Genomic DNA, 19,402 nt, shown 5'->3' on the forward strand with positions numbered 1-19,402 from the left:
GCGCCAGCCCTCAAGGCCTGCCTGGCACCAGCCCGCGAAAGCCAGCCCCAGCCAACCCCAAGGCTCACGGCACCCCCAGCGCCTCCGTCGGCGCCAGCCGGGACGCGCGCGTCGCCGGATACAGCCCGGCCAGCCCGCCGATCACCAACGTCGCGCCCAGCCCCAGCACCATGGCCCACGGCGGCACAACGGTCGGCCAGCCCTGCAGCGCGGAGTACAGCCCGGTCACCGCGATCCCGAGGAACAACCCGCCAACCCCTCCGAGCCCGGACAGCAGCAGCGCCTCTGCCAGGAACTGGTTCCGGATATCGCCCCGGGTCGCGCCCAGCGAACGGCGCAGTCCGATCTCACCCCTCCGTTCGAGCACGGAGATGACCATGGTGTTGGCCACCCCGATCCCGCCGACCAGCAGCGACACCGCACCCAGGCCCAGGAGCAGGGCGTTCAGCGTGGCATCGGCCGCGTGCTGTGCGGCGAGGGCGTCCGAGGGGCGTGAGACGTCGGCCTCGTTGGGCGCCGCTGGGTTGGCGGCCCGCGCGAGCATGCCCTGCACGGTCTCGACCTGGGCCTCGTCGGCCCGCGTGTAGACGGTGGTCGGGTACCCGTCGAAGCCGAGCAGGTCGGTCGCCGTCGGCCAACCGATCAGCGCGGCCGTGTCCAGCTCGGGCGCCAGCACCACGGGCGCCAGGATGCCGACGACGGTGAACCACTGCCCGCCGAGGTAGACCTGCTGCTCCGGACCCACCGAGCCGACGCCGAGCCGCTCAGCGGCTTCGGACCCGAGCACGACCGCCGGGTAGTGCGCGGTAGCGTCGTTGAGGAAGGCGCCGGTGAGCACCGTGCCGCCCACGGCGTCGAGCAGGTCGAGCTGCGCCGCCGTCACCGCGATGCTGCCCGACTCCGCCTCCGGCACGTGGTCGTTCCGGTACACGCGGGCGTCCGCGAGGACGCCGGTGGCGCTCACCGACTCGACGAGGTCGAGGTTGCCGATCATCGGCACGGACTCGGTGGGCAGGTGGGCCTCCTCGCCGAACAGGTCCTGGCCGGGGCTCACGGTGAGCAGGTTGGTACCGAGCTCGGCGATCTGCCGGTTGAAGTCCTCCCGGCTCGACGACGAGATGCCCACCACAGAGATCATCGCCGCGATGCCGATGGCGATGCCCAGCGCCGACAGGAAGATCCGCATCGGCCGCGAGCGCAGCCCCGAGCCGCCGACGCGGAGCAGGTCGCCGGCGGACAGCCGGGCCGGCCGGAGCCTGGGCGGCACGCCCGGCGGGAGCGAGACCGCCGGGAGAACGCCCGGATCGGTTGGCGTACCGCTCATGACAGTGCTCCGATCTGGCTGCTGTCGGCGACCTTCTCGCCGTCGCGCATCTCCACCTGCCTGGGCAGGGAGCCGGCGATGTCGCGGTCGTGGGTGATGATGACGACCGTGGTGCCGGAGCCGTGCAGCTCCCGCAGCAGGTCCATGACTCCGGTCCCCGAGGCGGAGTCGAGGTTCCCGGTGGGTTCGTCGGCCAGGAGCAGCTGCGGTTCGCCGACGACGGCGCGGGCGATCGCCACGCGTTGGCGCTCCCCGCCGGAGAGCTCGTGCGGGCGGTGCCCGACCCGGTGCGACAGGCCGACCCGGTCCAGCGACCGGCGGGCGCGGTCGAGCCGTTCGGGCCGCGCGACCCCGGAGTAGAGCAGGCCGTCGGCCACGTTCTCCAGCACGGGGACGCCGGGAGCGAGGTGGAACTGCTGAAAGATGAACCCGATGGTCTGCGCCCGCAGGGCGGAGAGCTCGGCGTCCGTCAGCGCGCCCACGGCGTAGCCGCCGATCGTCACGGTGCCCGAGGTAGGCCGGTCGAGCGTCCCGAGCACGTTGAGCATGGTCGACTTGCCCGAGCCGGACGGTCCGACGACGCCGACGAGCTCCCCCTGCTCGATGGCGAGGCTGACCCCGCGCAGCGCCGTGACGCCGCCCGGGTACTCCTTCGAGACGTCGTCGAGCGTCACGAGGCCGTGCGACGCGCTCACTCCGCGACCCCGACCGTGACGCCCTCGGCGATGCCGGAGCCGCTGACCTCGACCATGCCCTGCGCGAACATGCCGGTCTCGACGGGTACGAACGACGTGTCGCCGTCGGCCACGACCTCCACCGCGTACCCGCCGCCTGGCGCCGCCACCAGCGCCGTGACCGGCACGGTGAGCACGTCCTTGCTCTCGCCGGTGACGATGCGCAGGGTCACCGGCGCCGCGTCGAAGCCCCCTGCCAGCGCCTTCTGGTCCTTGATCTGCACCACGACGGTCACGAACGTCTCCTCCTCGATCTCCTGCGCGACCTTGCCCACGCTGCTCACCTCGCCGTCCACGACGACGCCGTCCGGGAGCGTCACCTCCGCCGGGTCGCCCTTCTCGACGAGGTGCTGCAGCTCGACGTCGAGGGGGATGCTGGCCACCGCCGTCGTGCCGGTGTAGGTGACGACCTGCTGGTTCGGCTCGACGCCGAGGTGGCTGCCCGGCGTGAGGCCTTCGAGGGCGACGCGGAGGTCGCCGTCGTGCACGAAGACCTGGCCGGGCTCGACGTAGCCCGTCTGCTTCCAGCCGAGCGACTTCTGCCAGTCGACGACGGCGGCGGCCGTGGCCGCGTCGTACGTGGTGTCGACGTCGAGGTCGGCGTAGCCGAGGTCGTGCAGGCTCTGCTCGAGCTGCTCGACGTCGCCGCCCGTCGAGCCCTCGCCGAGGGTCCGGTAGGGCTGGATGGTGCCGTGCAGGAGAACCACCGGTTTCCCGTCGACGGCGTAGATCGGCTCGCCCAGGCCCACGGTCGTGCCGGGGCCGGCGACCCAGGTCACCACCCCGGAGTCCTGCTGCGCGACCAGCCCGACCGGCTCGCCGTAGGAGATCAGGCCGCCCACCTGCTGGGTCTGGGTGAGCGTGCCCCTGGTCACCTCGGCGGTCGCGGGCGGCAGCCCGTCGGCGTCGGCGGACGGCGTCGTGCCGCCCCCGAAGCCGATCGCCGCAGCGACGACCACGGCGGCCGCGACGACGACGCCCGCGCCGACCAGGTACCGGCTCGTGTGCCGCATGGTCACTCCCCGCTCAGGATGTCGCCGCAGGCCTCGGCGGCCTGCTGGTAGGCGGGGTCGTTGCGGTCGACGCCGGTGTCCCCGAACAGGCCCTCCGCACCGGGCTGCGGATCGGGGAAGTCGGGCAGGCCGTTCTGGCGCATGCACTCGGCGAACGCGAGGTAGACGTCCATGTCCTGCTCGGTGGTCTCGCCCCGCAGGCCGGAGGGCATCAGGTCCTGGCACTCCTCCATCGCCGCCTGCACGGCGGCACTGCTCGGGTCGACCGAGTCGGCGAACTGGGGCAGGCCGGTCTCGGGGTCCGGGTCGGACACCTCGATGCCGTTGTCCCGCATGCACTGGGCGTAGGCCTGCGCGTCCGGCGTCGGCTGGGCGGCGCCGCCGTCGGCGTTGCTGCTGCCGTCGCCGCCGTCGGTGTCCGCGCTCGACCCGGCGTCCGGCGCCGTCGTGTCCGCCGTGCCCGGGCTGCCACACCCGGCCAGCAGCAGCGCGGCCAGGAGGGTGCTCGCCGCCGCTGCGGCGAGGCTCCGTCGTGTCCTCATCTCGTCCTCCAGACTGGGGCGGCGTGGTCCGCCGCCGGTGGGATCAGTAGACGAGGGCGCCCATAACCCCGCCGTAACCACCGGTCCGGCCGGTTACGCCGGCGTTATGCGCGATCGGCGACACTGGAGCTCAGGCGCAGAGGGATGCCGACGGCGGGGCGCCGGGACGCCGAGGAATGTCGGCGGTGAAGGGCGGCGACGCTGCCGGGCGACGAGGATGCGAGATGCCGACGGTGCGGGCCGCGGGGAATGCCAGCACCGCGGGACCGACGGCGAAAGGCAGCCCCGGAGCGCCGACGAGGAGCGAGGAGGTCGACGATGCGGGTACTGGTGGTCGAGGACGAGCCGCGCCTTGCCGCCGCGATCTCCGAGGGGCTGAGCCGCGAGGCGTTCGCCGTCGACGTCGCGCACGACGGCGGGCGGGCGCTGGAGAAGCTCGACGCCAACGACTACGACGTCGTGGTGCTCGACCGCGACCTGCCCGTGGTCCACGGCGACGAGGTGTGCCGCAGGATCGTCGAGAGCCCGAGCCACGCCCGCGTGCTCATGCTCACGGCCGCCTCCGCCGTGCGCGCACGCGTGGAGGGGCTCGCCATCGGCGCCGACGACTACCTGACCAAACCCTTCGCCTTCGCCGAGCTCTGCGCCCGGGTGCACGCCCTCGCCCGGCGTGCGGTCGCCGCGGTGCCCCCGGTGCTGGACCGCGCCGGCCTGCGGGTGGACCAGTCCAGCCGGAGCGTCGCCCGCGACGGCGAGCCGGTCGCCCTGGCGAACAAGGAGTACGCGGTGCTCGTCGAGCTGCTGCGCGCGGGCGGGGCGGTCGTGTCGCCCGAGGAGCTGCTGGAACGGGTCTGGGACGAGAACATCGACCCGTTCACCAACACCGTGCGGGTCACCCTCATGAAGCTGCGGCGCAAGCTCGGCGACCCGCCCGTGATCCGCACGGTGCCCGGCGCGGGGTACCAGATCCCATGAGCCGGCTCGGCCTGCGCGCTCGGCTCACCGTCCTGTACGGCGGCCTGTTCCTCGCCGCCGGCGCGGTGATCCTGACCCTCCTGTACCTCGTGGTGCAGGACCGGCTCGAACAGGAGCTCGGCAGCGACGCCGCGGACGACCGGATAGCGATGGTGCGCCAGGAGGCGGCCGAGTCCGGGCAGGACACGGTCACCCTGCCCGACGGGTCGACGGTCCCCGTCGAAGAGCTCGCCGCGCAGATCCAGCAGGGGCGCGAGGACATCAAGGACGCCGCCCTGGACTCGCTCCTCGTCCAGGGCTCGCTCGTCGTGCTCGGGATCGGGCTCGCGGCCGGCGCGGCCGGCTGGGTGATCGCGGGCCGCGGCCTGCGTCCGTTGCACACGATCACCGGCACGGCCGAGCGCATCGCGAACGCCCGCGGACCCGAGCGCGACCTGTCCGAACGGATAGCGATGACCGGCCGCAGGGACGACATCAAGCGCCTGGCCGACTCTTTCGACGCGATGCTCACGTCGCTCGACAGCGCGTTCGACGTCCAGCGCCGCTTCGTGGCGAACGCGTCGCACGAGCTGCGCACTCCCCTGGCCCTCGAACGAGCGCTCATCGAGCTGGAGATCACCAAGCCGTCAGCCTCCGCCGAGACCGTGCACTTCGGCAAGACCCTGCTGGAGCTCAACGAGAAGAACTCCGCCCTCATCGAGCGGCTCCTGATCCTCGCCGACAGCGGCAACCCGGTCGAGAGCCCGGTGCGCGTGGACCTCGCGGACCTCGCCCGCACCGCGATCGCCGTCACCACCGCGACGCCCGGGACAACGGCAGCGACCGGCAAGGACCGGAGAATCGACGTACGGGCCGACCTGCGCCCCGCGCCGACGACAGGCGACCCGGTCCTGCTCGAACAGCTCGTCCGCAACCTCGTCGAGAACGCCCTGCGCCACAACGTCGACGAAGGCTGGGCGATGGTGTCCACCGCCGTCGTCGGCGGCTCGGCCGAGCTGCGCGTGGTGAACACCGGGCCGCAGGTGCTGCCGCACGAGGTGGACGGCCTCTTCGAGCCGTTCCGGCGCAACCGCGCCGACCGCACGCAGGGCGGCCGGACCGGAGCCGACCACCGCGGAGGTGATCCAGGCCGCGCAGACGATCCCGACCGGACCGGCTCAGGGCAGGCCGGTCCGGAGCGGACTGGCTTCGGGCTCGGGCTCGCCATCGTCAAGGCCGTGACCGACGCCCACCGGGGAACGGTCGCGGCAACACCCCGGACCGACGGCGGGCTCGACGTCCGCGTCACGCTCCCCGCCACAGCACCGGCACAAGGACACTAGCCAGGAGACTCAAGGACGCTGCCGGGAGAAAGGTCCTCGCGGGGGTGTGTTGCGGAGACGGAACAATGTTCACTCTCCGCAACACACCCCCGCGAGGATTGTCTCCCCGGACCTCTCCTGGATCGGAAGCCACCCAGGCACGCACCGGCGCGGACCAGAGCGCCAACCGGCCCAGATGCTCAGACCGACCGCGCCCCCAGCCACGGCGCCAGATGGTCCTCGCGCCACAGCCACTCGACGCCGGCGGCCACCTCCTCCGGCGTGCACAGCGCCGCATGGAACGCCTCGCGCAGCCGCTGCCTGGCGTCGCCGCCGGAGTCCACCGCCCCCACGACCACGATCCGGGTGTGCGGCGTTGTCCCGGAGCAGACCTCCGACCACGGCCCCAGGTCCGCGACGGCGGTCTGCCCGCCCGCACCGTCCCAGAGGCACGCGAGGCCGGGGCGATCCGCGACATGGAACACGCCGCGCGCCCGCATCCCTCCCCCGCCGAGCGTCTCGATGTGCTCCAGCAGCCGCTCAGGATGGAACGGCAGCGGCGAGCGCAGCTCAAGTGTCCAGCTCCGGTCGCCGGGCACGCCACCAGGGCCGGCGATCACCAGCGCCCCGAGCGGATGCGCCCGACATTCGGCACGTGCGGGCGAGTGCTTCGCCGCCGCGAGGTCCGCGGCCGACAGCGTCTGCAGCCCGTCCACGCGCCGCGTCCCGGCACCACGCAGCCGGTCCACCAGCCCGGACGCCGTCGCCCACGCCGCCCCCGCGCTCGCCGCCTCACCACTCGCCGAACGGCCACCCGCCGACTCCGCGCCCATCGCCACTTCGCCCAGCGCCACCCTCCCACGCGCCGCCTCGTCACTCGCCGCCCCACCGCCCCCCGAACGACCGCCCGCCGGCCCCGCCCCCGCGCCCGTCGACACCGGTCCGGTCGTCACCACCAGGTCCGCCTGCTCGATCTGCGCCGCGAGCGCCTCGCCGACCGAGCGCTCGTCGTCGCCGGTCAGCGCCAGGCCGCGTTCGACGAGGGTGTCGTCGCCGAACAGGTCGTGCTGGAGGGTCTCGGCGTCGACGACGGCGAACGCGGTCGCGACACGGGTGTGCTCCAAGGCGCCTCCCGGCGCGGTCTCTGCGGCGAGCGCCCGCGCGGCGGGCAGGGGCTCGGCGCTGACGGGGAGGGCGAGGATCACCTGGGACCGGCGGTCGTCCCGGGCGAGGCGCGCGATGGTGGGCACGGCGTCCTCGCGGACGGCGCAGGACAGGCAGGCGTGCTCCAGCGGGACCAGCACGTCCTCGACGACGCCGGTGGCGTCCAGCACGACGCGCCGCAACCCGTCCTCGCAGATGTCGTGCCGCACGGCGACGACGCCCGGACCGTCCATGAGCAGGCCGAACAGCACGGAGTCCCGCAGCACGGGATCGAGGCCGGCCAGGACGCTGACCGGGATGATTCCGCGGCTCTCTCCGGTTCGGTACATGTTGCCTCCTTGCCCGGACCAGCCGGGAGTCGCGCCGGGTGCACCCCGGAATTTTTGATAACCGTTCTCAGTTCTGCTTCACTGTAGCGCGTTGTGAGAACCGTTCTCACCTACGACGGCGAGCCCGTCACCACAGGAGGTCTTGTGTCAGCCAGATGCCAGGTGCTGGGCACCGTGCCGGGGTTCGGTCACTCGGTCTCGCACTCCCACGTGCGGACCAAGCGCCGGTTCAACCCGAACATCCAGAAGAAGCGCTACTGGGTCCCGTCGCTCGGTCGCACGGTGACGCTCCGGGTGAGCGCCAAGGGCATCAAGACGATCGACCGCCGCGGCATCGACGTCGTCGTGGCCGAGATCCTGGCCCGAGGGGAGAAGGTCTGATGGCCAAGAAGTCGAAGATCGCCGCCGACGCCCGCCGCCGCGAGCTGGTGGCCCGGTACGCGGAGCGTCGGGCGGAGCTGCGCCGCACCCTGCGCAGGCTGGACCTGTCGCCCGAGGCGCGCCAGGACGCCGTCCGCGAGCTGGCCAAGCAGCCGCGCGACGCCAGCCCCACGCGGCTGCGCAACCGCGACGTCGTGGACGGCCGCCCTCGCGCCTACTCGCGGAAGTTCGGGCTGTCCCGCATCCGGCTGCGCGAGATGGCGCACCGCGGCGAGCTACCCGGCGTGACCAAGTCGAGCTGGTGAGAGAAGGAGCGGCACATGAAGGTTCGCGCATCCCTGCGGTCCCTCAAGGACAAGCCCGGCGCCAAGGTCGTGCGCCGGCACGGCAAGACGTTCGTGATCAACAAGCTCAACCCGCGCTGGAAGGCGCGCCAGGGCTGAGCGGAAGGAGCCAGCCATGAAGAACATCCACCCGACCTACGGACCCGTCGTGTTCCGGGACGCGAGCGCGGGCTTCGCGTTCCTCACCCGCTCCACGCTCGCCGGCGACACCGACTCCGGTCCGGGCCGCCCGACGGCCACCATCGAGTGGTCCGACGGCAACACCTACCCCGTGGTCGACGTCGAGATCAGCAGCGCCAGCCACCCGTTCTGGACCGGCTCGGCCCGCGTGGTGGACACCGCCGGGCGCGTCGAGAAGTTCCGGCAGCGCTACGGCAACCGCAACGGCAGCAACTCCACCAGCAAGGACGGTAACTGATGGCCTCGCGCACAGACCTGCGCCCCGTGATCAAGCTGCGTTCGACGGCGGGCACCGGCTTCACCTATGTGACCCGGAAGAACCGGCGCAACGACCCCGACCGGCTCGTCCTGCGCAAGTTCGACCCCGTGGTGCGCCGGCACGTCGACTTCCGCGAGGAGCGCTGACATGGCTGTCCCTAAGAGAAAGATGTCCCGTTCCCGTACCCGGTCGCGGCGCGCGCAGTGGACGGCCCAGGCACCTGAGCTCGTCCCGGTGACCACCCCGGACGGGCGGCAGGCCAAGGTCCCGGCCCGGCTCGTCCCCGCCGTCCGGCGTGGCCTGGTCGTCCCGGACTGACGCGGTCCGCGCGACACGAAAAGTGCCCCGGCGCTCTCGGCGCCGGGGCACTCTTCGTGTCGGTGGCTCAGCAAGCGGGCAGCGCCGCGTCGACGTCGACCTCCAGCCCTGCCACGATCTCGTCGGCCCAGGCCTTCGCCCGGTGCCCCGACGGGTCCGCGACCAGGACGTGCCCGATCCGCTCGTTGTTGTCGCCCGGCCGCACCACTCGGCCCGGCGACGGCGTCTCGTGGCCGAGCACGCGGTCGTCGTCGGCCAGGCGCCGCGCACCCCTGACCGCGCGCACGACGCCGTCGGCGGGCGCCAGCAGGAAGGCGACCGCCGCGCTCGACGCGACCACGGGGCCCGGCTGTGGCTCGCGGCCGAGCGCCAGGTCCACCAGGACCTGCAACGGGTTGAAACCCGTCACGAGGCGCAGCAGCTCGAAGATGTAGCCGCCGCCCTGGCGGGGGTTCAGCTCGACCAGCCGCGGCCCGGCCGCGGTGAGGCGCACCTCGGTGTGGCTGATCCCGTGGGTGAGGCCGACGGCGTCCAGCACCGCGACGACGTGCCGCTCGATCGACTCCCGGTCACCCTCGCCGAGCGGGGCCGGGAACAGGTGCCCCGACTCGACGTACCCGGACCCGCCCGCGACGTCCGGCTCGGCCACGGACTTGGCCGTGATCCCCAGCACCCGCGTGACGCCGTCCCTGGTCACGCACTCCACGCTGTACTCAGGACCCTCCAGGACGCGTTCGAGCAGCGCGAGCCGCTCCAGCGGCTGGTCGCGTGTGTTGCGTTCCGGCGCGGTCGCCTCGGTGAACGCCACGGCGAGCCCGGCCTCGTCCACCACCTTGCGCACGCCGGTGCCGGAGTTCAGGTCGACCGGCTTGACCACGAGCGGGTAGCCGAGGCTCGCGGCGGCCTTGCGCGCATCGTCCCAGGTGGCGGCCACCGCGTACGGCACGTCCGGCACCCCCTTGGCGGCCAGCGCCCGCCGCACGAGGTGCTTGCGGGTCGCGGTGTGCAGCACGTCGGCCGGCGCGCCGGGCAGGCCGAGCCGTTCGGCGACGAGGGCGACCGCGGGCAGGTAGTAGTCGCAGGTCGTCAGCACGCCGTCGACCGGCCGGCGCGCCGCGACCTCCCGCGCTGCGGCGACCAGCGCCTCGTCGTCGTTCGTCTCCGCGACGACCACCTCTGCGGCGAGCGCCAGGACGGGGTGGGGCGCGCCGTCGGGCAGGCGGTACAGGTTCGGGTCGCGGGTGACCAGGACGTAGCGGTGGCCGGCGTCGCGCAGCAGGGGCGGGAGCATCAGGCCGGTCGACTGGAGCCAGCTCTCGATCATCAGCAGGTCGGCCACGTCAGCACGCCCCGCCGACGAGAGGGCTAACGAGAGTCGTTCTCAACATGGCGCACAGCCTGCCACGGATCGCGCGGCCGTTCTCACCCGGCCTGCCAAGCCTGTGGAAAAGACCGCCCGGCCCACGACCGGAGGAGGGCGGCCTATAGTGCGTACCGGGTGAAATACGGACGACGACGCGACCGGGGTGCTGGAGCATGTCCGACTGGAACTGGGGCTCGTGGGCGGTCGAGGCCGCCGGCTCCGCCGCCGAGGAGCTCACGCTCGGCCTCATCTACGACTTCGAGCGAGAGCACGGCACCTGGGACGCGTCCGCGGGCACGGGCGACGCCGTGAACAAGGAGTACGCCGAGGTCCGGCGGGCGGTGGCCGGCGCTACCCGGATCGCGCGCGCCGAGTACGCGGGCGACCGCCACCGGGCCGACGGCACGTGGATGATGCGGGCGCAGCGGGAGGCCGTCGCCCACCTGTCCCTCGTGGACCCGGTGTTCGTGGACCTGATGGTCGAGGCGTGCGTGTGGTGCGTCGACCGGGAGGACTGGAGCCGGCTGCGGGGAGTCCTCGCGTCGTCGACCAGCGGCGCCGCGGTGGTGCACGGACCCGACAGTGACGCGGCGCACCGGCTCGGCCGCTGCTGGGATCGCGCCGGCGCCCTGTCGTACAGCCGCAGCGAGCGCGCGGTCGAGCGCGCCGACGAGCGGCTGTCGCGCGCCGAGGCGAAGTCCGGGCCGACGAGTGAGGCCGCGCTCAAGGCGATGTGGAAGCTGGCCGACCGGTACGAGGACGCGTTCAAGCCCGGGCTGCTCGTGCGGCTGATGAAGCGCAAGCACGCCGAGCTCATCGAGGCCCACGGCGCCGACGACGCCCGCGTGGCCAGGTTCGCGCGCGCGGCCGCCCAGGCGTGTCACCGCGTCGGGCGAGCCGACGACGCCGCCCGGCTGCACCAGGAGTACTACCAGTGGCGGCTGCGGGAGCTGGGCTCGGGAGTCGAGGCGCCGGGCGGGATGACAAACTCGGGCGAGCCGATACCGGCCGCGACGACGGCACCGGGCAGGACCGAGGCGCCCGGCCCGACGGACGCCGAGCGGTTCGACGCGCTCGAGAGCGAGATCCGGGCCGAGCTGGACATGTCCGAGATCCTCCAGCCCGTCGGGGACGCCGGGCGCGCGGAGCAGCACGCCCGCCGCGCCGTCCGGCGGTTGCAGGACCTGATGGACCGCACGCGGTCCCGCAGCGACTACCGGCGCGTCGACGCCCTGCGGCACGAGGCGCACTTCCAGCTCGGCGCGGCGCTCCTGCAGCACGGCCGGCGGGCCGAGGCGCACCAGACGTTCCGGGCGGCGTTCCACTACCTCTCCCCGGGCGGCCTGGAGCGACCGACGGCGTCGCTGTACTACAGCGCGATGGTCTACACGGGCGACCGCTGGCGCGAGTTCTACCGGGAGCCGGACGTCGGGCGCGAGTGGTTGTAGGGCGGCGGCGCGGCACAGCGCCAGGAGAAACTCCCTCGCGGGGCTGTGTTGCGGTGAGTAGACGCTGTCCACTCTCGGCAACACCGTCGGAGGGGCAAGTGTTTTCCAACTGGTCGGGCACCTCTACGCTCTTTGCTTGACGATGCGGCGGGCCGACTACCCCGGGGCTACCCCGCGTCCGGCCTACCTCGCTCCAGTGCGGCGGCGAGTGCCGCCGCTGCCGCCGAGAGCGGTCGGCTCGCGGACTGCGCCAGGCGCACCGTCCAGGTGAGCGCCGGGTCGACGGCGAGCGCCGTGAGCTGCGGGTCCACCGACACGGCCGACGCAGGGACGAACATCACCCCGAGCCGCTCTCGCACCAGCGCCTGGCCGAGCACGAAGTCCGTCGCCTCGGTGTGGATCGTGCGGCGCAGGCCGGCGGCGGCGAAGGCGCCGTCGACCACCGCGCGGTTGCCCCAGCCCACGGGCGAGTCGATGAAGGGCTCGTCGGCGAGCTGCGCGAGCCGCACCGTCCCGGCCCCGGCGAGCGGATGGGACGCGTGGCACACGAACAGGATCGGCTCGCCGTCCAGGTAGCGCAGGCGCACACCCGGGACGGTCTCGGCGGCCGTCGAGACGAGGGCCAGGTCGAGGTCACCGCGGCGGACGGCGTCGAGGCTGCCGCGGGACCCGGTCGCCGTCTGGCGGGCATGCACCACGACGGCGGGGTGCGCGCGCCCGAACGCCGCGAGCAGGCCGGCCAGGTCGAAGCGGGCGAGGTGGTTCATCATGCCGAGGCTCACGGTCCCGGCGACCTGCCCGCGGGTCGCGGCGACGGCGGCCCGCGCGGCCTCCAGCGCGGCCAGCACGTCACGCGCCCGGGGCAGGAGCGCCTCACCCTCCGGAGTGAGCGCGATGCGACGTCCGCGCGTGAACAGGGCAGAGCCCAGCTCCCGCTCGAGCTGCCGGACGGCGGTCGACGCCGCGGACTGCACCACCCGGGCCCGCTGCGCGCCGGCGGTGAAGCTGCCCGTCTCGGCCACCGCCACGAAGTACTGGAGCTGATGCGGCTGCATCCCTCAACTATCGCAGATCGCGATATCAGGGTTCACAGAGATTCGTTGGACACGATCGGTGGCGCTCGTCAGGATCGAGGCGTGCCACTCTCCACGAACACCACCGCGCCGTCCGACCCGCTCGCCCGGCCGAACGTCCCCGCCCAGTCCGCGACCCCTTCCCAGCACCAGACCGCCGACCAGTCAGCGGCCGCCAACCGCCCTGCCACCGTCAGCCGCCCCCGCCCCCACGCCGGCGCGTTCTGGATCGTCGCCTACGTCTTCGCCGTGACCATGGCGTTCGCCGGCGCCCCCGCCCCGCTGTACGTGATCTACCAGCAGCAGGAGGGCTTCGGGGCCGTGGCGGTCACGTTCGTCTTCGCCGCGTACGCGGTGGGCGTGATCGCCGCGCTGTTCCTGGCCGGCCACCTGTCCGACCGCTTCGGGCGCCTGCGCCTGATCGCCCCCGCGGTGCTGCTGAACGTGCTGGCCGGGCTGATCTTCCTGACCTCGACGGACCTCGCCCTGCTGCTCGTCGCGCGCCTCGTCTCCGGGCTCGGCATCGGGATGCTCACGGCCACGGCCACGGCGCACATGACCGAGCTGCACGCGGCCGGACGCGCCGCGGCGGGCAAGCCCGCCGGCCGGCACGCCGAGATGATCTCGACCGCGGCGAACCTCGGCGGCATCGGCGTGGGCCCGCTCGTCGCGGGCATCCTGGCCGACGTCGCCCCGGCTCCCCTGCGCACCCCCTACCTGGTCCTGCTGTTCGCGCTGGTCATCGGCCTGCTGCTGGTGACGCTGGTCCCCGAGACCGTCGATCCCGTGGACGAGCCCTGGCACTACCGGCCGCAGCGCGTCATGGTCCCGGCCGGATCCCGCGGCCGGTACGCGGGCGCCCTCATGGCGGGCTTCGTCAGCTTCGCGATGTTCGGCCTGTTCACCTCGCTCGCGGCGTCGTTCCTGGCCGGCGACCTGCACGTCACCTCGCACGCCGTGGCCGGCGTCGTCGCGTTCGCGGTGTTCGGCGCCGCGGCGCTCGGCCAGATCGCCACGGGCCGGCGCAGCACCCGCACGCAGCACACACTCGGGATGACGCTCCTGGTCACCGGCCTGGTGCTGATCGTCGGCGCGATGCTCACGGCGGCCTTCCCGGCGTTCGTGGCCGGCGGGATCGTCGGCGGCGCCGGTGCGGGGACGCTGTTCAAGGCAGGGGTCGGCACGGTCGTCTCGGTCGCGGCGGGCCGGTCGCGTGCCGAGGCCCTCGCCGGGCTCTTCCTCGCGGCGTACGCCGGCATGTCGGTCCCGGTCGTGCTGCTCGGCATCCTCCTGCGCCTGGTCCCGACGTCGGCCGCCGTACTCGCCTTCGGCGCGCTCATGCTCGCGCTCCTGGCGGGGGCGTCCCTCCTGCTCCGCGCGGACCACCGGCGGACGGCGGACGGCGCGGCGTGACCCGTGCTTCATATGTGCACAGTCTTATATGTGTGCTGTACCATATGAAGCATGGCACTCGACGCACTGATCCTCGGGCTGCTCGACCTGCGCCCCATGACCGGCTACGACCTCAAGAAGACGTTCGACAGCACCGTCGCCCACTTCTGGTCCGCCGACCAGTCGCAGATCTACCGCACCCTCGCCCGGCTCGAGCAGGACGGCCTGGTCGACGTCCGCGTCGTACCGCAGCCGGGCAAGCCGGACCGCCGCGAGCACCGGCTCACGCAGGACGGCCGGAGCAGGCTCGCGGCCTGGCTGCGGTCCCCGCTGCCCGAGGAGAAACCCCGCGAGCCGTTCCTCGGCCGGCTTTTCCTGGTCGGCAGGGAGCAGGACCCGGAGCTGGTCCGGGCCCTGCTCGCGGAGCGCCGCGAGGCGGCACGGCGTCAGCTCGCCGTTCTGGAGGCCATACCCATCGCCGACGACGGGCTCGCCGCCCGGCTCCGGTCCGCGACCCTGCGCAACGGCATCCTGCACGTCCGGGCCGAGCTCGCGTGGCTCGACGAGCTGGAGGCGGCCCTGTGAACCTCTACGTCGCCGAGACCCACCCGGACGCCGCGGAGACCGTCCTCTTCCTGCACGGCGGCAATGTCGGGGGCTGGATGTGGACCGCGCAGGCGGCCGCCCTCCCGGACCACCACGCCCTGGTCCCCGACCTACCCGGGTTCGGCCGCTCGGCGCAGCAGCCGTGGACGGACCTCGCGACCGTGGCCGATACGCTTGCGGACATCGTCCGCCGGCGCGCCCACGGCGGGCGGGCCCACGTCGTCGGACTGTCGCTCGGCGCCGTCCTGGGCACCCTGCTCGCCGCACGCCATCCGGAGACCGTGCGCAGCGTGTTCGTCACCGGCGCGCCGCTGCGCGGCGTGACGGGCCCGGTCCGCTGGAGCGGGCTGGCCCAGCTCCGCTTCTGGTCCAGCCGCGGCTACTGGGAGGTGCTCGCCCGGACCTACGGCCTGCCGGCCGACTCCGTCGACGTCTTCGTCACCACGGGCCTCGGCATCGACCGCACGCCCGCCCGCCGGATCCTCACCCAGGTGTACGACGGCGTGCCGGCGGCCGAGCTCGACGGGCTCCGCCGCCTCGACGCCCCCGTGCTGGCGATCGCGGGCGAGAGGGAGCCGCGCATGATCCGCCGGTCGCTCGACGACATCGTGTCCCGGGCGCCCCGCGCGGTCGCCCGGCTCGCGCCGCGGATGCACCACGTCTGGAGCGCCGAGGACCCGGAGCTGTTCCACCGCACGCTGGCCCACTGGCTGGCCACCGGCGAGCCGTCGCCGGCCCTGCTCCCGGTCGGCACGGTGCGCACCTGAGCCGACGCGCGGTCGCGGTCGCGGTCGGTGCGTCCGGTCGTCGACGCACGGTCGCCGTCGGCCCGCGGCCGGTCCGCTCGCCGATGCACCGTCGCCGTCAGCCCGCCGCCGGCTGCCGGGCCGGCAGGCCGCAGCCAGTCCAAAAGGCCGCAGCCAGTCCGGCAGCCCGCGTGCGCCAGGCCCGGCCTCCGACCCGTCAGGCGGCGGCCAGCTCGACCGCCAGCTCCTCGACCAGGTCGTAGCCCTCCTGCATGCCGCCCTCCATGCCCGTCGCGATGATCGCGTCGCGGACGTCCTTGCTGGAGACCACGCTCCGGACGGTGAGCGTCGTGCGGCCGTCGTGCTCGGTGAGCGTGTAGTGGTTCAGGCTCGGCTCGGAGTCGCCGTCGGGCATCCCCTCGAACACCTCGGTGTGCACCAGGCGCTCGGGCGCCTCGACCTCGCGGTACTCGCCGTGGAACGCGACCTCGAAGCCCTCGTTCGCGGTCATGACGTACCGCCACGTGCCGCCCACCCGCAGGTCGACGGCGACGTCCGTCACGGTCCCGCGCTGCCCGGCCCACCAGCGCCTGATCAGGTCGGGCTCGGTGAGCACCCGCCACACGTGCCGGCGCGGCGCGTTGAACTCCCGGGTCACCAGGATCTCGGTATCGGTCGGCAGCGTCAGGACGGCGCTGCCCTTGGTCGTCGTGGTCATGTCAGTCTCCTTGTCCGGTTCCTTGGTTCCCGTCTCGGTTGTCGGCTCGACTGCCGGTTCGGCCGGGTTCGTCCGTCGGCTCGGCCGTTGGCTCGTCCACCGGTTCGACCACCGGTTCGACCACCGGCTCGGCCGGCGCCTGCGCCAGCTCGTCGAGCACGTCGTCGACCAGGTCGAACCGCTCGTTCCAGAGCCGCTCGTACCGGGAGACCCAGGCGTGCACCGCGCGCAGCGGCGCCCCGTTCACCCGGTACAGCCGACGGCGCCCGTCGTCGCGCACGTCGACCAGCCCGACCTCTCGCAGGACCCGCAGGTGCTTGGACACCTGCGGCTGGGCGAGCCCGAGCAACTCGGTCAGGTCGCTCACCGCGAGCTCGCCACCCGCGAGGGCGTCGAGGATCTCGCGGCGACGCGGCTCAGCCACCGCGTTGAACGCGTCGGTCGTGGTCGCTGCTCGTGCCATGCCTCAAACATATACCCATATGGGAATGCGTCAAGGGATGATGGTGCCCCGCCTGTTCAACCCGAACCGGCTCGCCTCGCCTGATACGTCGCTCCCGAGGGTGTGTTGCGGTGTGTAGACCGTGTCGACACACCGCAACACACCCTCGGGAGCAAAGCGCTTCCCCGGCCGATCAGGTCGTCCACCTTCGGCAATGTCACCGAGCACCCAGCAGCGTCAGGCTGCGTGCCGCCGCGTCAGCTCCGCCCTGCCGCGTCAGCTCCGCCCTGCCGCGTCAGCTCCGCCCTGCCGCGTCAGCTCCGCCCCGCTGCGTCAGCTTCACTTTCGCGGCGTCAACCCCGCTCGCGCACCGCCGCCGTCGACGCGCGCACCATGAGCCGCTGCTCCGCCGTCCGCCGCCGGGGCCGCGCGGCGCGCGGGAGGAGGGCGAGCTCGAGCGCCTGCCGCCCCATCTCCTTCATCGGCAGGTGCACCGTGGTCAGGGCGGGCGACAGGTGGCCGGCCACGGTGACGTCGTCGAACCCGGTGACCGAGACGTCCCCCGGCACCGACAGGCCACGCTCCCCCAGCACCGACAGCACGCCCACCGCCATGTCGTCGTTGAGCGCGAGGATCGCCGTGACGTCCGGGTGCGCGTCCAGGATGCGGCGGGCGGCCTCCTTGCCGCCGTCGAGCGTGAACTCCGCCTCGACCAGGGGCAGGTCGGCGAGCGTCAGGCCGTGGTCGCCCAGCGCCTGCTCGACGCCGGCGAGCCGGTCGGCCATCGTCGCGAGCCGGCGCGACCCGGACGCCACGCCGATGCGCCGGTGCCCGAGCCCGAGCAGGTGCTCGGCGATCGCCCGCCCGCCCGCCACGTTGGCCGGCACCACCGCGTCGACGCCGAGGTGGGGGTGCCTGCCGATGACGGCGACCCGGCCCCCGACCGCCTCGAAGCCCTGCACCTGCGCCTTCATCTGCGACTGGACGTCACGGTCGAGGTGCCCGGACCCGGCCACGACGATGATCCCGACCCGGGCGTTGACCAGCGCCCGGAGCTGCGCGACCTCCGCGTGCGGGTCCCGGCCGGTGTGGCAGATCTGCACCATGCGCCCGTGCGCCCCGGCCACCTCCAGCACGCCGCTCGCGATCTCGGCGAAGTAGGGGTCGCCGATCTCGTGCACCACGAGTCCGACGCCCGGACTGGCGCCGCTCGCGAGCGACCGCGCGTGGACATTCGCCACGTAGCCGAGGTCGGCGGCCACCGCGCGCACCCGCTCGGCCAGCTCCTCGGACACCCCGCTCGCCCCGGACAGCGCGCGCGACGCCGTGGCGATGGACACGCCGGCCTGCTCCGCGACGTCGACCAGGCGCAGCGCTGCGCCTTGCCCTGCGGTGTGCTTCCGCATGAGATTCCCTCCCCCGCCATTAATGGATCATGCCCAGGCCCTTGTCACCTGACGCCCCAGTTCCTAGAGTGCCGTAAGCGGTTACGGAAGCGCTTGCCACAAGGGAGTGGAGCATGAGAGCAACCCGAGGACTGACGGTAGCGGTTATCGCCGCGACCACGGCACTGACCCTGTCCGCCTGCCTGGCCAGACCCGACCAGGGCGGCGAGACCGCAGGTCCCGACGACCCCATCACGATCGGCATCTCGCTCCCCCTGACCGGCGACTTCGCCGAGCCGGGCAAGGGGGTGCAGCGCGGCTACGAGGCGTGGGCGGCGCACGTCAACGAGAACGGCGGGCTCCTGGGCCGCCAGGTCGAGCTGGTCATCGTGGACGACCAGTCCAACGCGGACCGTGTCGCCTCCGACTACGAGCGGCTGATCAACCAGGACGGCGTCGACCTCGTGTTCGGACCGTTCTCGACCCGCCTCGTGGTGCCGGCGGCGCAGGTGGCGCAGGACTACGGCTTCCTGTTCGTCGAGCCGGCGGGCGCGGCGGCCGAGGTGTTCACGCAGGGGTTCGACAACCTCTTCTACGCGGCACCGGCAATCGCCGACGACCACTACAACCACCTCACCGAGTACATCCTCGGCCTGCCGGAGGACGAGCGGCCCGAGACCATCGCGGTGGCCTCGATGGACGACCCCTTCGCCCAGGGCACCGCCTACGGCCTGCGCGACGCGCTCGCCGAGGAGGGCATCGAGGTGCTCGTCGACGAGGTGTACCCGCCGAACACCACCGACTTCAGCGGCATCGCGGCCAAGATCGCCGACTCGCAGGCCGACCTGCTCATCATCGGGTCGCAGTACCAGGACGGCGTCAACCTCATCGTCGCCCTGCAGCAGCAGGGCTATCAGCCCCAGATGGCGGCGGTCTCCGGCGCGCCGACGAATGCGGAGTTCCCCGCCGCCATCGGGGACAAGACCGAGGGCATCATCGCGCCCACCGGGTACACGCCGTCGGCGCCCTACCCGTCCAACCAGGAGTTCGTGGACTTCTACACGGCCGAGCACGACGCCCCGCCGGCCGAGGACGAGGCGAACGCCTGGACCACCGGGCAGGTCGTCGCGGCGGCGGTGGAGGCCGTCGGCTGCGCCGACCCCTCGCCGGAGTGCCAGCAGCAGCTCATCGACTGGCTCCACGAGAACGAGGTGGAGACCGTGGTCGGCACGCTGAGCTGGGACGCGGAGGGGCGCCCGCAGAGCGCCCACCTGATCCAGCAGTACGTGGACGGCGAGATCAAGATCGTGCTGCCGGAGGACGTCAAGGAAGCCGACATCATCCACCCGAAGCCCGAGTGGTGAT

General features: G+C 73.1%; 23 protein-coding genes. 13 read left to right on the forward strand and 10 right to left on the reverse strand.

Going from position 1 to position 19,402, the window contains the following annotated elements; genetic code table 11:
- Positions 1-64 precede the first annotated feature (64 nt).
- The 4 genes from AC0QU1_RS14015 to AC0QU1_RS14030 are packed head-to-tail and all read right to left on the reverse strand — an operon-like array spanning position 65 to position 3,613.
- Positions 65-1,324, reverse strand: coding sequence for an ABC transporter permease (locus AC0QU1_RS14015; RefSeq protein WP_483570037.1), 1,260 nt, complete (start codon positions 1,322-1,324; stop codon positions 65-67).
- Positions 1,321-2,019 carry an ABC transporter ATP-binding protein gene (locus tag AC0QU1_RS14020; protein WP_483570039.1) on the reverse strand — a complete coding sequence of 233 codons (699 nt, stop codon included), beginning with the start codon at positions 2,017-2,019 and terminating at the stop codon, positions 1,321-1,323. The genes AC0QU1_RS14015 and AC0QU1_RS14020 overlap by 4 nt, the downstream gene beginning before the upstream one ends.
- On the reverse strand, positions 2,016-3,071 hold the full coding sequence (locus AC0QU1_RS14025) for a peptidoglycan-binding protein (RefSeq protein ID WP_483570041.1): 1,056 nt from the start codon (positions 3,069-3,071) through the stop codon (positions 2,016-2,018). Before AC0QU1_RS14025 ends, AC0QU1_RS14020 begins: the two co-directional genes overlap by 4 nt.
- Before the next feature lie 2 nt (positions 3,072-3,073).
- On the reverse strand, positions 3,074-3,613 hold the full coding sequence (locus tag AC0QU1_RS14030; RefSeq protein WP_483570043.1) for a hypothetical protein: 540 nt from the start codon (positions 3,611-3,613) through the stop codon (positions 3,074-3,076).
- A 318-nt stretch (positions 3,614-3,931) separates the two neighbouring features.
- Here AC0QU1_RS14030 and AC0QU1_RS14035 point away from each other — a divergent pair, with 318 nt between their 5' ends.
- Together AC0QU1_RS14035 and AC0QU1_RS14040 are read left to right on the forward strand one after the other, a co-directional pair.
- A complete protein-coding gene (locus AC0QU1_RS14035; protein ID WP_483570045.1) occupies positions 3,932-4,588 on the forward strand; it encodes a response regulator transcription factor in 657 nt (218 codons plus the stop codon).
- A complete protein-coding gene (locus AC0QU1_RS14040; RefSeq protein WP_483570047.1) occupies positions 4,585-5,910 on the forward strand; it encodes a sensor histidine kinase in 1,326 nt (441 codons plus the stop codon). The genes AC0QU1_RS14035 and AC0QU1_RS14040 overlap by 4 nt, the downstream gene beginning before the upstream one ends.
- 179 nt (positions 5,911-6,089) lie before the next feature.
- Here the strand turns inward: AC0QU1_RS14040 and AC0QU1_RS14045 are convergent, their stop codons facing one another.
- Positions 6,090-7,382: a GTP-binding protein gene (locus tag AC0QU1_RS14045; protein ID WP_483570049.1), complete on the reverse strand. Its 1,293-nt coding sequence runs from the start codon at positions 7,380-7,382 to the stop codon at positions 6,090-6,092.
- Positions 7,383-7,526: 144 nt separating this feature from the next.
- On the opposite strand from AC0QU1_RS14045, the gene rpmB reads away from it, so the two are divergent.
- From rpmB to rpmF, 6 genes are read left to right on the forward strand one after another with little or no spacing between them, the layout of a single operon-like run.
- Positions 7,527-7,763 carry a 50S ribosomal protein L28 gene (gene rpmB / locus AC0QU1_RS14050; protein ID WP_483570051.1) on the forward strand — a complete coding sequence of 79 codons (237 nt, stop codon included), beginning with the start codon at positions 7,527-7,529 and terminating at the stop codon, positions 7,761-7,763.
- On the forward strand, positions 7,763-8,068 hold the full coding sequence (gene rpsN / locus AC0QU1_RS14055; RefSeq protein ID WP_483570053.1) for a 30S ribosomal protein S14: 306 nt from the start codon (positions 7,763-7,765) through the stop codon (positions 8,066-8,068). The genes rpmB and rpsN overlap by 1 nt, the downstream gene beginning before the upstream one ends.
- A 15-nt stretch (positions 8,069-8,083) precedes the next feature.
- Complete coding sequence (ykgO, locus tag AC0QU1_RS14060; protein WP_020013141.1) at positions 8,084-8,206, forward strand: type B 50S ribosomal protein L36; 123 nt, start codon at positions 8,084-8,086, stop codon at positions 8,204-8,206.
- 16 nt (positions 8,207-8,222) lie between these two features.
- Positions 8,223-8,525, forward strand: coding sequence for a type B 50S ribosomal protein L31 (locus AC0QU1_RS14065; RefSeq protein ID WP_483570056.1), 303 nt, complete (start codon positions 8,223-8,225; stop codon positions 8,523-8,525).
- A complete protein-coding gene (rpmG, locus tag AC0QU1_RS14070; protein WP_483570058.1) occupies positions 8,525-8,692 on the forward strand; it encodes a 50S ribosomal protein L33 in 168 nt (55 codons plus the stop codon). The genes AC0QU1_RS14065 and rpmG overlap by 1 nt, the downstream gene beginning before the upstream one ends.
- A gap of 1 nt (position 8,693) precedes the next feature.
- Complete coding sequence (rpmF, locus tag AC0QU1_RS14075; protein WP_483570060.1) at positions 8,694-8,864, forward strand: 50S ribosomal protein L32; 171 nt, start codon at positions 8,694-8,696, stop codon at positions 8,862-8,864.
- Between the two features lie 67 nt (positions 8,865-8,931).
- Here the strand turns inward: rpmF and AC0QU1_RS14080 are convergent, their stop codons facing one another.
- Complete coding sequence (locus AC0QU1_RS14080; protein ID WP_483570062.1) at positions 8,932-10,203, reverse strand: ATP-grasp domain-containing protein; 1,272 nt, start codon at positions 10,201-10,203, stop codon at positions 8,932-8,934.
- A gap of 197 nt (positions 10,204-10,400) precedes the next feature.
- Between AC0QU1_RS14080 and AC0QU1_RS14085 the strand changes: the two genes are divergently transcribed.
- Positions 10,401-11,675 carry a hypothetical protein gene (locus tag AC0QU1_RS14085; protein ID WP_483570064.1) on the forward strand — a complete coding sequence of 425 codons (1,275 nt, stop codon included), beginning with the start codon at positions 10,401-10,403 and terminating at the stop codon, positions 11,673-11,675.
- 167 nt (positions 11,676-11,842) lie between these two features.
- Here the strand turns inward: AC0QU1_RS14085 and AC0QU1_RS14090 are convergent, their stop codons facing one another.
- The gene (locus AC0QU1_RS14090; RefSeq protein WP_483570066.1) at positions 11,843-12,730 is read right to left on the reverse strand and encodes a LysR family transcriptional regulator; all 888 of its coding nucleotides are present in this window, start codon (positions 12,728-12,730) and stop codon (positions 11,843-11,845) included.
- 81 nt (positions 12,731-12,811) lie between these two features.
- Here AC0QU1_RS14090 and AC0QU1_RS14095 point away from each other — a divergent pair, with 81 nt between their 5' ends.
- From AC0QU1_RS14095 to AC0QU1_RS14105, 3 genes are read left to right on the forward strand one after another with little or no spacing between them, the layout of a single operon-like run.
- Positions 12,812-14,161: an MFS transporter gene (locus AC0QU1_RS14095; protein WP_483570068.1), complete on the forward strand. Its 1,350-nt coding sequence runs from the start codon at positions 12,812-12,814 to the stop codon at positions 14,159-14,161.
- A gap of 51 nt (positions 14,162-14,212) precedes the next feature.
- On the forward strand, positions 14,213-14,725 hold the full coding sequence (locus tag AC0QU1_RS14100) for a PadR family transcriptional regulator (protein WP_483570070.1): 513 nt from the start codon (positions 14,213-14,215) through the stop codon (positions 14,723-14,725).
- Positions 14,722-15,513 carry an alpha/beta fold hydrolase gene (locus AC0QU1_RS14105; protein ID WP_483570072.1) on the forward strand — a complete coding sequence of 264 codons (792 nt, stop codon included), beginning with the start codon at positions 14,722-14,724 and terminating at the stop codon, positions 15,511-15,513. The genes AC0QU1_RS14100 and AC0QU1_RS14105 overlap by 4 nt, the downstream gene beginning before the upstream one ends.
- Before the next feature lie 196 nt (positions 15,514-15,709).
- Here AC0QU1_RS14105 and AC0QU1_RS14110 read toward each other — a convergent pair whose 3' ends face one another.
- From AC0QU1_RS14110 to AC0QU1_RS14120, 3 genes are all read right to left on the reverse strand, one after another.
- On the reverse strand, positions 15,710-16,210 hold the full coding sequence (locus tag AC0QU1_RS14110; RefSeq protein WP_483570074.1) for an SRPBCC family protein: 501 nt from the start codon (positions 16,208-16,210) through the stop codon (positions 15,710-15,712).
- A gap of 1 nt (position 16,211) precedes the next feature.
- Positions 16,212-16,673 (reverse strand): ArsR/SmtB family transcription factor, encoded by a 462-nt coding sequence (locus AC0QU1_RS14115; protein ID WP_483570076.1) that lies wholly within the window; start codon positions 16,671-16,673, stop codon positions 16,212-16,214.
- A gap of 332 nt (positions 16,674-17,005) precedes the next feature.
- Positions 17,006-18,058, reverse strand: a complete 1,053-nt coding sequence (locus AC0QU1_RS14120; protein ID WP_483570078.1) for a LacI family DNA-binding transcriptional regulator — start codon at positions 18,056-18,058, stop codon at positions 17,006-17,008.
- A 113-nt stretch (positions 18,059-18,171) separates the two neighbouring features.
- Here AC0QU1_RS14120 and AC0QU1_RS14125 point away from each other — a divergent pair, with 113 nt between their 5' ends.
- Positions 18,172-19,401 carry an amino acid ABC transporter substrate-binding protein gene (locus AC0QU1_RS14125; protein WP_483570080.1) on the forward strand — a complete coding sequence of 410 codons (1,230 nt, stop codon included), beginning with the start codon at positions 18,172-18,174 and terminating at the stop codon, positions 19,399-19,401.
- Position 19,402: the final 1 nt, after the last annotated feature.

It is taken from the genome of Promicromonospora noduliphila (assembly GCF_056951025.1).